This is a genomic window from Spongiimicrobium salis (genome assembly GCF_043678055.1).
Lineage (GTDB): Bacteria > Bacteroidota > Bacteroidia > Flavobacteriales > Flavobacteriaceae > Spongiimicrobium > Spongiimicrobium salis.
Genome location: NZ_JBHEQA010000005.1, coordinates 112269 through 123918, shown reverse-complemented (window position 1 = coordinate 123918; position 11650 = coordinate 112269). Strand labels below are relative to the sequence as shown.

The 11650-nt window shown below is 38.8% G+C and carries 12 protein-coding genes; 5 read left to right on the top strand and 7 right to left on the bottom strand.

The genetic code is table 11. The features are described 5' to 3' along the window. Nucleotides 1–229 precede the first annotated feature (229 nt). The 4 genes from ACEXOE_RS19415 to ACEXOE_RS19400 form a co-directional block, all read right to left on the bottom strand. Nucleotides 230–883 carry a DUF2461 domain-containing protein gene (locus ACEXOE_RS19415; protein ID WP_394750518.1) on the bottom strand — a complete coding sequence of 218 codons (654 nt, stop codon included), beginning with the start codon at nt 881–883 and terminating at the stop codon, nt 230–232. A gap of 56 nt (nt 884–939) precedes the next feature. Next, nucleotides 940–1731, bottom strand: coding sequence for a TIGR00266 family protein (locus tag ACEXOE_RS19410; RefSeq protein ID WP_394750517.1), 792 nt, complete (start codon nt 1729–1731; stop codon nt 940–942). A 165-nt stretch (nt 1732–1896) separates the two neighbouring features. Further along, entirely contained in the window at nt 1897–2640 is a 744-nt protein-coding gene (locus ACEXOE_RS19405) for a DUF2927 domain-containing protein (protein WP_394750516.1), read from the bottom strand. Between the two features lie 122 nt (nt 2641–2762). Beyond that, complete coding sequence (locus tag ACEXOE_RS19400) at nt 2763–3218, bottom strand: DUF4442 domain-containing protein (protein WP_394750515.1); 456 nt, start codon at nt 3216–3218, stop codon at nt 2763–2765. A gap of 233 nt (nt 3219–3451) precedes the next feature. On the opposite strand from ACEXOE_RS19400, the gene ACEXOE_RS19395 reads away from it, so the two are divergent. From ACEXOE_RS19395 to ACEXOE_RS19375, 5 genes are all read left to right on the top strand, one after another. Next, nucleotides 3452–3934 (top strand): DUF4870 domain-containing protein, encoded by a 483-nt coding sequence (locus tag ACEXOE_RS19395; RefSeq protein WP_394750514.1) that lies wholly within the window; start codon nt 3452–3454, stop codon nt 3932–3934. Between the two features lie 195 nt (nt 3935–4129). Continuing rightward, nucleotides 4130–4465 (top strand): PadR family transcriptional regulator, encoded by a 336-nt coding sequence (locus ACEXOE_RS19390; RefSeq protein WP_394750675.1) that lies wholly within the window; start codon nt 4130–4132, stop codon nt 4463–4465. 2 nt (nt 4466–4467) lie between these two features. Then, nucleotides 4468–6198: a PspC domain-containing protein gene (locus ACEXOE_RS19385; protein WP_394750513.1), complete on the top strand. Its 1731-nt coding sequence runs from the start codon at nt 4468–4470 to the stop codon at nt 6196–6198. A gap of 99 nt (nt 6199–6297) precedes the next feature. Next, nucleotides 6298–7020: a head GIN domain-containing protein gene (locus ACEXOE_RS19380; RefSeq protein ID WP_394750512.1), complete on the top strand. Its 723-nt coding sequence runs from the start codon at nt 6298–6300 to the stop codon at nt 7018–7020. Nucleotides 7021–7745: 725 nt separating this feature from the next. Beyond that, nucleotides 7746–8192 (top strand): hypothetical protein, encoded by a 447-nt coding sequence (locus ACEXOE_RS19375; protein ID WP_394750511.1) that lies wholly within the window; start codon nt 7746–7748, stop codon nt 8190–8192. Between the two features lie 67 nt (nt 8193–8259). On the opposite strand, the gene trxB is transcribed toward ACEXOE_RS19375, so the two are convergent. The 3 genes from trxB to galK all read right to left on the bottom strand — a co-directional run bounded on the left by trxB (nt 8260) and on the right by galK (nt 11529). Continuing rightward, complete coding sequence (gene trxB, locus ACEXOE_RS19370) at nt 8260–9225, bottom strand: thioredoxin-disulfide reductase (RefSeq protein ID WP_394750510.1); 966 nt, start codon at nt 9223–9225, stop codon at nt 8260–8262. 126 nt (nt 9226–9351) lie between these two features. Then, a complete protein-coding gene (locus ACEXOE_RS19365) occupies nt 9352–10389 on the bottom strand; it encodes a UDP-glucose--hexose-1-phosphate uridylyltransferase (protein ID WP_394750509.1) in 1038 nt (345 codons plus the stop codon). 3 nt (nt 10390–10392) lie between these two features. Then, on the bottom strand, nt 10393–11529 hold the full coding sequence (gene galK / locus ACEXOE_RS19360; RefSeq protein ID WP_394750508.1) for a galactokinase: 1137 nt from the start codon (nt 11527–11529) through the stop codon (nt 10393–10395). Nucleotides 11530–11650 lie beyond the last annotated feature (121 nt).

Sequence of the window (11650 nt, the reverse complement as noted above, 5' to 3'; positions counted from 1 at the left end):
ACAAATAGTTATAATCTATAGTGATTAAGAAAGCCTATTGTTTTTTTAACTTTTTTTAGATAAAAATTAACAAATTGCGTGCTTTTAGCCACTACTAACTCGCTAAAATGTGATGGTTTCGTGATAAATAAAGAATGAAAAAGCAATTGGTCCATTATACTTTTTTTGTAGCATTTCAATAGAAAACTATCGGCCACAAAAAATATAATTTTCCAAAGCTTTTTTTGTTTTAAACGGTAACGGCCCTATTGAGATATCTTCTAAAAGGAAGCATTTCTTTATAGGTTGCAATAAGTCTTTCGTTAAAGTTTTTTTGAAGTACTTCTTCTTGGGTAAGGTTTTGAACCACAGCAAAGGTCTTATGTTTCAGTATCTCAATATGCGGATGATCTGCAGGAAAGCCTTTTGGGGCATTCTTCAATTTTTGATCTTCGTATAATGCCCCAAACGTGTCTACAAAGGATTTTTTATGAATGATCTCCATAAATTCATCGCCATCATAATCAATGGCTTCCCGTATACTTTTCAATGTTTTGGAATCAGGTCGCCAATACCCGCCTGCGAAAAGACATTGCTTTAGACCAATCTCAATATAGAAATCAGCCGAACCAGGAGCCTTATCCACCCCTGCTCCAAAATGATCTTTATAAATGGGCTTATTTGGGTGGAACATAAGGTTGTTATTGATACGATTGATCCCTTTTTTCCCTGGGGTATCGTAATAGTCCGGATCTATATCGGCCAGGGTATCATTTATATGATCTAACCATTGGATGTGGCTATTACGAATCCGTGTATACCATTTGCGATTGGCATCCATCCATTCTTTAGTGTTGTGTTTTTCTAACTGGTATAGGAAATCAAAAAGTTCGGTAAAGTTCATTTTGCGCTAAGGTTGTAATCCTAGCCACAAAATTAACCATTACTAAGGAATATTTGTTAATTATCTCCGTCCAATAAATCACCTAAACCTCCTAAAATACTACCTTCCCCTTTACTTTTTCCTCCCCTTGGAACGGAGGCCAGTACTCTTCCAGCCAATCTACTAAAGGGCAGGGATTGTATGTATACCGTGCCAGGCCCTCTTAGACTTGCAAAAAACAAGCCTTCTCCTCCAAAAATAGTGTTCTTTATACCACCAACAAATTCAATATCATAGTCCACATCCTTGGTAAAACCAATGATGCATCCCGTATCTACTTTGAGCACTTCTCCCGGAGCCAAAACTTTTTTTGCCATGGTACCTCCGGCATGTACAAAAGCCAAACCATCGCCCTCTAATTTTTGCATAATGAAGCCTTCTCCTCCAAATAATCCCCTTCCCAGGCGTTTTGAAAATTCTACGCCTACGGAAACCCCTTTGGCCGCACACAGGAAGGCATCCTTTTGACAGATAAACTTTCCTTGATTTTCCGAAAGATCAATGGGAATTATCTTTCCGGGGTAAGGCGAGGCAAAGCTCACTTGTTTTTTCCCGTGTCCAATATTTAGAAATGCAGTCATAAAAAGACTCTCTCCTGTAAGAAGTCTTTTTCCCGCAGAAAACAGTTTCCCCAAAACCCCGGTATCTTGATTGGATCCGTCTCCAAAAATGGTGTCCATTTTAATATCGGTATCCATCATCATAAAACTACCGGCTTCCGCCACCACGGCTTCCTGAGGGTCCAATTCTATTTCTACATATTGCATTTCTTCACCATAGATATGGTAGTCAATTTCGTGTGCGTTCATTTTTTTATCGTTTTTTGTTGATAACCGTTAGTTGATGATTTTGATCGTTTGTTACAAAGTGACCGCATAAAAACATTACGGCCTATCTTATTTTGGAAGGTATTTTAATAAATTAGAATTATTTATATAAGGTATGATCCATTTAAAAATATTCTTATGGTATCATTAGAAAAAATCGGAAGCAATTTCCCCTAAAATAGGTCGTACCCGGGATTCATTGAGGCCCGTATCCATCCTTGGGTCATACAAAAATTGAATAATCAGTTCATCCAATTCTGAATACGAAGTGGCGGATCCATTGCGCGAGGAAGTTTCAAAAAAGATACTATCCGGAAAGCGTCCAGAGTCTTTGCCCAACCCTAAAATTTGTGTAAGCTCTTCACGCAAGGTATGTTTTACCCTGGACAAAGAAGGTAAGGTCGTATTTACAAATATTAAAGCTTGTATGATAACTTCTTCGGAATCAACATTCACTGAAAACCCTCCAATCCTATTACTTAAGGGTACAAAATTGGAAAATTCTTCTGCAGATCCCAGATACATGGTCACATTTGCAAAGGCAGCCGAGGGAGCAAGGTTTACTTCAATACCTGAGGAGGAAAGGAGTCTATTAAGGTCGTTGATAATACTATCCAATTCCTCTAAGACCTCCGGGGCGGGGTTCCCCACCACATGAATTGCGATATCCTCCTTCCATTTCCTTGTAACTTCTGTCGCAGTGCCAAATTCAAAACCTAAAGCAATATCTATAAAATAGGAAGTTGCTATTGAAGGCGTAATGGTTTTTAGGGTATCACTACCAGTACTTATAGGACTTTCATCAACATTGGACGAAGAAATCCCATTTTTGGTACAAGAAACGCATACCCAAAAAACAAGGCATAAAAAAAGAAACAAACGCTTTATCATAAACTTATTTCGAGAAGATTAGATAACCTCTAAGGGAAAGATACCGATTTTTTGGTTAAGCATACTACATATATAAAGCTATAAAAAAGGTGTTTTCAAGCAAATCCGTAAGGATATCCCGTTTAGTCTTTCACTTTAATGGTCCATTCAAAATTAAAGGTAGATACAATGATACCATCTGTGTTTACACCAATGGATTTCATCCAAAAGGTCTGTCCTTCCCCACTGGAAATTGCTTTTTCTATAGCATCGGCAATCAAATGTCCGTCTTCGCAGGTAAACGTTATCCTTCCCGTAGCTTTTTTGGAAAAATTGGCGGTGTTGTTTGCCACCAACATGGATATTTTCCGTCCACTTTTCTGAATTTTTGTGGTTACCATAATCCCGGTACTCAATTCTGCGGCCATTCCTTGTACCGCCCAAAACATGGAATTGAAGGGGTTCTGGTTAAACCAACGGTGTTTTACGGTGACCACCGCTTTTTTATCATCCATATAGCGCAAACGGACACCACACCACCAAGCTGAAGGAAGTTTTAAAAAAGTAAAAAGGTTGATTTTTCTAGTGTTTTCGGCCATTATCTTTTGTTTGTGGAGCTTAAAAGTATGGAAAAAAAAGAGATAAACCTTGTTGATTAATAAGGAATGTTAGCAATCACAAATGTTAATATTGTGTTAATTTTAAGTACTATGTTTTGCATAATACCTTTTTTTAGCCATATATTTGCATAGAAAGATATTATGTTATTCATTTTATCTCTCAAAAAAAATAATCATCAATCAAAAAAAGTCGTTTCAATAAACCAATAGTCATGACAGAATCACTGAGCAAACACGAAAGGAATTTATCGGCCATCATACACGCCTCCACATTTTCCAAATATTTTATTCCTTTTGGTAATTTCATTCTCCCCCTTATTCTTTGGACCGCAAATAAGAAAAACTATGAGTTTGTGGATTACAATGGGAAGCAGGCGCTGAATTTTCAAATCAGTTTGGCCTTATATAGAATCATTTTAGGATTAATAAGCATTCCCTTCTTTATTGGTTTTTTACCTGATTTCTTTGACGGGGGGATTTTAACTTTTCCAAATTTTCATGACTTCAATGGTTTTTCCTTCAATTGGGATAGCGACAATTTTAGATTCAACAACTTTTTCTGGCCCGTAGGGGTAAGTGGCCTATTGCATGGAGCCTTGTTTATCATCAACATTGTCTATACCATATTGGCCACCATACGTACCAATGAAGGAGAAACATTTAAATACCCGATTACCATTAAGTTTATAAAATAACCCCTTTGCATTGCAATGACGGTACTCATCACACCGGCAATTTGTAAAGGTATTCATCAAACAAAAAATGGAGTTTATTCATCAATTTGCTTATCAGCAAACTAAATCAAAGAACCGATGCAAGAAAAAATCAGACATCCTGAAAAAAAAGCGGCATCAAAAAAACGAACAGCTAATTTAATAGACCATGGAACTATGAATATAGAAAATACGAAAGCGCAAATGCGCAAAGGGGTCTTGGAGTACTGTATCCTATCCATTTTAAATGGGGAGGACAAGTATGCCTCAGAAATCCTAAATACGCTAAAAGATGCCAAAATGCTCGTTGTTGAAGGAACTATTTATCCTTTACTTACCAGACTTAAAAATGCTGGATTGCTCAATTATCGTTGGGAAGAATCTACTTCTGGACCTCCGCGTAAATACTATACGCTCACAGAAACTGGAAAATTATTCCTCAAAGAGTTGAATGCTACCTGGGACGAACTCAGAAATGCCGTTAATTTGGTAACCAACACTAAAAGCAACTAACAATGAACAAGACTGTAAATATAAATCTCGCCAATATCTTCTTCCACATTGATGAAGAAGCCTTTAATAAATTAAGACGCTATCTAGAATCTGTAAAAAGATCATTTGCCAATACTTCAGGAAGTGATGAAATCATTGCAGATATTGAAGCTAGGATAGCAGAACTCTTCCATGAAAAAATGGAAAATGACAGACAGGTCATTACGCAAAAAGAAGTAGACGAAGTTATTACGATAATGGGGCAACCCGAAGATTATATGGTAGACGAAGACATCTTTGAAGATGCCCCCAAGGCCAAAACTTCTTCAAAGTCCTCTTCCCAAAGAAAAGCCAAAAAGCTCTATCGGGATATAGATACCAAATATATTGGAGGGGTGTGTTCTGGCTTAGAGCATTACTTGGGCTTTGATGCCTTATGGATTCGTTTGATCTTTGTGTTTCTGGCTCTGTTCACCGGATTTGGATTTATTGCCTATATCCTCTTGTGGATTTTGGTACCCGAAGCCGCTTCTACCGCCCAAAAATTGGATATGTCGGGGGAAGCTATCAACATCAGCAATATTGAGCGAAAGGTAAAGGAAGGTATTGATGATGTTACCGAAAAAGTAAAAAACGTAGATTATGAAGGAATAGGAAATAAGGTAAAAAAAAGTGGCAGCAGCTTTTTTGACACCTTAGGGGATATCATTATGTTCCTATTCAAGGTCTTTGGAAAATTCATTGGAATTATACTGATCATCGTTGGAGCAGCCTCTCTTATTGGTATGTTCATAGGCATGTTCACCGTGGGCATTTTTGATGCAGTTCATTTACCCGGTGTTGATTTCTATGATATGATCAATTCCACAGACTCTCCTGTCTGGCTTATTGCCTTACTGGCCTTCTTTGCCTTTGGAATTCCTTTCTTTTTCACCCTTTATTTAGGATTGAAGATTTTAGTAACGAATTTAAAGTCTATAGGGAATATTGCCAAGTTTTCGCTCTTGGGATTGTGGTTGCTCTCTATCATTGGCTTCATTATCTTGGCCGTAAAGCAGGCTTCGGCCCATGCCTATACCGGAAGTGTTTCCGAGAAACAAGAACTGCTTTTCGATACTAATTTGGATACGCTAAGGATTCAAATGACGGATACGGATGCCTATGACTATCAAGAAAATGTGCGTATCAATGGAATGACCTTCACGGCAAATGATGACGACGAGTTGTTATTGATCTCTAGGGATGTTCGGTTTACCATTCAAAGTTCCAAGGACAGTACGGCCCAGTTAAAAATCAGAAAAGATGCCGATGGAAGCAGCTATAAGGATGCAAGAAGCAGGGCCAGTAAGATAGATTATGAGTATACGATTGCCGGAAATACGCTCACATTAAATCAATTTTTAACCACCGCAACAGAGAATAAAGCCCGGGATCAGGAAGTACGAATGACGTTGTACGTCCCAGAAGGCACTGTTGTTTTATTGGATGATACCTCGGGAAGATACCTTGGAATAGGTACGAGACGTGACCGAGATGTCTATACGAGGAATATGCCCGATTATAGCTGGAAAATGGGAGCCAACAATACCTTAATATGTCTGGATTGCCCGGCAGAAGACATCGAAGAGGAAGAACCCAATAGGGTGATTATAGATGAAGATGGCGTAGACATCAACCTTCAGGATAATGGAGAATCCTTAAAAGTAAAAATAGATGAAGACGGGCTCCAGATAGATGCTAAGGAGGGGAATTGATTTTTACGATCTATCCTCAAAAAATAACAGTTGAGTAAAATATATCCTAAGGATACATCACTTATTAAATACATTTAAACAATCTTAAAAACAACAATCATGACAACATTAGTAAAAATCACAGTTACCCTGCTTATGGGCCTTTTACTATCCTCTTGCGTTTTTGAAATGGACCTTGGGAAAGGTAAAAGAGGAAATGGTAAAATTGTGGAAGACCAAAGAGAAGTTTCCGAAGATTTCACATCCGTATTGGCCACAGAAGGTATAGATGTGTTCATCATGCAAGGAGCAGATTTTAATATTGAAGTAGAAGCGGACGAAAATATCATTGACCTGATCGGAACGGATATCAAGGATGGTAGACTTAAAGTCCATGCTATTGAAAATATTGGAAGAGCTACAAAAAAGGTATATGTCACACTACCAGAAATTACGGCATTGTCCAGTTCAAGCGGAGCTGATCTTATTGCCAAAAACAAAATCGAAACCGACAAAATAAGATTAAGTGCCAGCAGTGGATCAGATTTAAAAGTAGAAATCAGTGCTGAAGAAATAGAGGCAGATGCCAGCAGTGGAGCTGATATCAGAATTTCTGGAGACACCAATACCCTATATGCCGATGCCAGTAGCGGATCAGATATTAGAGCTAGGGACTTATTGGCCAAAACGTGCAGGGCCGGTGCTAGTAGTGGCGCAGACATCCGGGTAAACGTATCTGAATCTTTGATAGCCAATGCCAGTAGTGGTGCCGATATTTCATATACGGGAAATGCCAGCGTGCAAAAGAAGAAATCCGTTTCGGGAAGTGTTCGCAAATATTAAAAAACCAAACTTTTTACAATAACCAACAAAAACCAGATCACCAATCTAACTCAAGAAAGCCGGTTGCATTGTCAACCGGCTTTTTTTATGCTACCCTCCGCGTAAAGCATTACCAAAATAGTTCCTTGATTAAAAAAAGTGATTTTCTACAAGTACAAATCTTCACTTTTAAAGCTCATATTTCCCTTTCATCATACTTTATAGGGGCATAACCGAATAAAATGCGGTGATTTGTATCAAGTTTATGAGAAACCTTATATCAATCGCATTGCTATGAAAAAGAAAAGTTGATTGTTGTTTTTCAAAAACGAATTGCTAAAAAGAAGAATTGAGTATTAAAAAAATTGTTGCTAAAAGAAGTGTTATTTAAAATACTGCAAGGTAATTTTTGGGATTCACTTAAAATATCCCATTAGCAGTATTAAAATTTATCTTGTTCATCTAAAACAGGATATGTTAGTTTGGTTTGTTTGGTTTTGTTTGAAGTAAAGAGCCCTGATGTCTTTGTCAGGGCTTTTTCTATGATGATACCCTAAAAATGACGGGGCAAAAGCTTTCGTCCCGCTAACAATACAGAAATGGCATGCTAAGCTATAGTTGGCACAGCTCCGGAAACGGAATTTCCCCTATTTTAAATTTAAATATTTCCATCCTACAAAAATTGTCAAATATTTTTTGTAACTTTTTGATAATTAACTGTTTATTAACCTTAAAAATTAAAGATCATGAAAAAATTTATTGGCTTGGCTTTTCTGATATTTTTTTTGGTTGCGGCCTCAACAGTAACTTCTTCAAAACCTCAGGAAGCACCTTCATTAGAAGGAACATGGGAACTTGTGAGTCATTATAACTACGATGGCGTTTCCATATCGGATACCATCCCAAATGCAGATGGATATCGACAAATTAAAATGTATGCCAATGGCAAAGTAATGTGGACGCGTTATGTCCCAAAAGATTCTGTGGAGTGGTTTGGTTATGGTTCCTATGAAAATACCGAAAATGCTTTGGTAGAGACCTTGGAATATGGCTCCGCCTCTATGATGAAAATTATAGATGAAATGCGTGTCTTTCGTTTTGAATTGAGCTTGGAACAAAACAATTTTTCCCAAACCACTATCGATGAAGAGGGGAACAAGGTGTTTTCTGAAAATTATGTGCGGATCAAATAATAAAAAAAGGGAAGAACGTAATACTACCTTCCTCCCTTTCCTATGACATCATAGGTTGTATTTTGTGTTATGCTATGGTCTCAGCGGTTTCCACTGTTGCCAAATAACGCTCTGCATCCAAAGCGGCCATACATCCCGTTCCTGCAGCTGTAATGGCCTGTCTATACTCTTTATCCTGTACATCTCCGCTTGCAAAAACACCAGGCTTTGAAGTTTTGGTGGATTTCCCTTCGGTAATCAAATACCCGGTTTCATCCATTTCCAACTGTCCTTTGAAGATATCCGTGTTGGGTTTGTGTCCTATGGCCACAAAAAGCCCTGTAATAGCGATATCCTCTTTTTCATTGGTCTGGTTGTTCACCATTCGAAGTCCTTCGACTACCTGCTCTCCCAATACCTCATCTACTTCTGTATTGTACCTGATTTCTATGTTGGGAAGGCTATTTACACGATGCTGCATTGCTTTGGAAGCTCTCATATAATCCTTTCGCACCAACATGGTCACTTTATTACAAATATTGGCCAAATAAGAAGCTTCTTCCGCAGCGGTATCTCCAGCTCCAACGATGGCAACATCCTGTCCTTTATAAAAGAACCCGTCACAAACCGCACAGGCAGAGACGCCTCCTCCCTTTAAACGTTCTTCACTAGGGAGTCCCAAATACTTTGCCGTAGCTCCCGTAGATATAATTACGGTTTCCGCTTCTATAGTTTTACTATCGTCTACAGTCACTTTATGAATACCTCCAACTTCATCGCTGAAATCAACAGCAGTTACCATTCCTATTCGTACTTCGGTTCCAAAGCGCTCTGCTTGTTGTTGCAATTGCACCATCATGGTAGGGCCATCTATGCCCTCCGGATACCCTGGGAAGTTATCTACTTCCGTAGTCGTGGTCAATTGTCCTCCAGGCTCCATTCCCGTATACATTACCGGTTTTAAATCTGCTCTTGCCGCATATATGGCTGCAGTATATCCCGCAGGCCCGGAACCTATTATCAGTGTTTTTAGTCGTTCGATTTTTTCAGACATAATTTAATTCTTCTATATAAAATTACAGTATAAAAGTAGTTTTTTTATGAAAAACCTTACGGTAAAAGTTATCAAAAGTTGTTATGTGCTCATAAAGAAAAGTAACTTCTATCTGCAGTGTACATCCTAAGAATCAAGACTATAGTGAATTGGGGATACATTTTTAAGGGTATCGGCCGCTTGTTCGGCCGTAATATCCCTTTGGGGGTTGGCAAACATTTCGTAACCGACCATGAATTTTTTTACCGTGGCAGAGCGCAATAAGGGAGGATAAAAAGACATATGAAAATGCCACTCCGGATGAGCTTTGCCATCTGTTGGCGCCTGATGTATACCAGCGGAATACGGAAAAGAAGTATTAAAAATATTGTCGTAACGTATGGCAATTGCTTTAAGAATAGCTGCATATGATTGTTTTTCTGCCTTAGAGAGGCCTGCAATATTAGGGAGATGTCTCTTAGGAACCAATAAGGTCTCATACGGCCAAACGGCCCAATAAGGCACTAGAACCATAAAGTGTTCATTTTCTACCACAATACGTTCCTTCATTTCCTGCTCTTGTTGCATATAATCGGACAATATACTCCTCCCCGTTTTATTCCAATAGGATAGCAATTGCTCCGATTTCTTGGCAACCTCCTGAGGTATGCTACGTTGCGCCCAAATTTGCCCATGGGGATGTGGGTTACTGCAGCCCATAATATCGCCCTTGTTTTCAAAAATCTGCACATGGTTTATTCCCTCTAAAGCTCCCAAATCCCCATACTCCTTCTGCCATAAGGCAATTACCTTCTCAATGTCACCTTCATTCATTAAAGCCAAGGTCAACGAATGATCGGGAGAAAAACAGACCACTTTGCAAATACCCGATTCCGATGCGGCCTGCAGCAAACCATTTTCATAAGACTGTGGTTGCACATCCTGTAATAATGCGGAGAAATCGTTCACAAAGGCATATGGTTCGGTATATGACGGGTTCTTTGCCCCTCCCATACGCTCATTGCCAGGACATAAATAACAATGAGGGTCATAGGTAGGTTGCGCAGTAAGCGTTTCCTTTTCTGTTTTCCCCTGCCAAGGTCTTTTGGTTCTATGTGGGGATACCAAGACCCATTCCCCTGTGAGGATATTGTATCTCTTATGGGGGTTCTCATTAAAATCCATTGCTTACTTCTTAAATTTAATTGATGTTCCTTCGCTAGGTGAGGCTTCAAATGCCGTTAGTTGAATTCCAAATGCCTTTTCATATGCCTCGGAAATCTTTTGGATATATACTTCCACGGCATTTTCATGCACAATATTAATGGTACAACCTCCAAAACCACCTCCCATACAACGTGCTCCCAACACTTGTTCATTGCTTTTGGAAAAATCTACCAGAAAGTCGAGCTCAGGACAACTGACTTCATATTCATGCTGTAAACCATGATGGGTGGCATACATCAAGCGTCCCAATTCTTCCAAGTTATTTTCTTGTAGTGCCTGAACCGCCGCGAGGACGCGCTTATTTTCCTGTAAGACATACTTGCATCGGCGATACACCGTATAGGTCATCCCGTATCTACAATCCTCTAACATGTCTTCGGTAACATCTCTAAGAGAAGTAACAGCTGGATACTTTAGTTGAACAACCTTTACACCGTCATCACACTCTTCCCGTCTTGTATTATACCCGCTTGTTGCAAGGTTGTGGGATACATTGGTATTTAACAGCACAATTTTATAGGGTGCCATGGCCAGTGGAATAAAACGATATTCCAAGGATTTACAATCGAGTAGGATTACATGATCTTTCCTACTCATGACAGAGGCAAATTGATCCATAATACCACATTTGGTACCTACATAATGATGTTCCGCATCCCGAGATAGTGCCACCAAAGTTTCTTTGGGGAGTTCCAGATGAAATAATTCATTGAGGCCGTAGGCCAGACCGCATTCCAAGGCCGCGGAGGAACTTACTCCTGAACCTATGGGGACATGACTTTCAATAGTGCAATCAAAACCACGAAGTTTATCGGTTTTTTTAGAAATTTCATAAAGTACCCCTAGAATATAATTCTCCCAGGAGATTTCGCTGATGCGAATCTCTTTTAGGTTTACTGTAAACCCGCTATCCAATCCCTTACTATACACATTGCAAAACCTATCTGAAGTATTTCTTTGAAAATTAAAGGTGATTTTTTTTTCAATGGCCGTCGGAAGTACATATCCCAAATTATAGTCCGTATGTTCCCCAATGATATTTATCCTACCGGGAGAAGCGATACTAAGTGAGGGCTCAAAGTCTTTTAGAAACTGCATTACCTTAATGATATTTTCATTCTCCGGTAAAAGTATTAAAAATATACGTATTTTTTACGTTTATTAATTTTTTAAATGATATTCGAACTAGTTCCTTACTGTTGGGTCAGTAAAATTAGTA

What these genes read in the sequence shown, in the direction of transcription:
- ACEXOE_RS19415 (WP_394750518.1), bottom strand. Translation starts at nt 883, where the DNA reads ATGAACTTTACCGAACTTTTTGATTTCCTATACCAGTTAGAAAAACAC.
- ACEXOE_RS19410 (WP_394750517.1), bottom strand. Translation starts at nt 1,731, where the DNA reads ATGAACGCACACGAAATTGACTACCATATCTATGGTGAAGAAATGCAA.
- ACEXOE_RS19405 (WP_394750516.1), bottom strand. Translation starts at nt 2,640, where the DNA reads ATGATAAAGCGTTTGTTTCTTTTTTTATGCCTTGTTTTTTGGGTATGC.
- ACEXOE_RS19400 (WP_394750515.1), bottom strand. Translation starts at nt 3,218, where the DNA reads ATGGCCGAAAACACTAGAAAAATCAACCTTTTTACTTTTTTAAAACTT.
- ACEXOE_RS19395 (WP_394750514.1), top strand. Translation starts at nt 3,452, where the DNA reads ATGACAGAATCACTGAGCAAACACGAAAGGAATTTATCGGCCATCATA.
- ACEXOE_RS19390 (WP_394750675.1), top strand. Translation starts at nt 4,130, where the DNA reads ATGAATATAGAAAATACGAAAGCGCAAATGCGCAAAGGGGTCTTGGAG.
- ACEXOE_RS19385 (WP_394750513.1), top strand. Translation starts at nt 4,468, where the DNA reads ATGAACAAGACTGTAAATATAAATCTCGCCAATATCTTCTTCCACATT.
- ACEXOE_RS19380 (WP_394750512.1), top strand. Translation starts at nt 6,298, where the DNA reads ATGACAACATTAGTAAAAATCACAGTTACCCTGCTTATGGGCCTTTTA.
- ACEXOE_RS19375 (WP_394750511.1), top strand. Translation starts at nt 7,746, where the DNA reads ATGAAAAAATTTATTGGCTTGGCTTTTCTGATATTTTTTTTGGTTGCG.
- trxB (WP_394750510.1), bottom strand. Translation starts at nt 9,225, where the DNA reads ATGTCTGAAAAAATCGAACGACTAAAAACACTGATAATAGGTTCCGGG.
- ACEXOE_RS19365 (WP_394750509.1), bottom strand. Translation starts at nt 10,389, where the DNA reads ATGGATTTTAATGAGAACCCCCATAAGAGATACAATATCCTCACAGGG.
- galK (WP_394750508.1), bottom strand. Translation starts at nt 11,529, where the DNA reads ATGCAGTTTCTAAAAGACTTTGAGCCCTCACTTAGTATCGCTTCTCCC.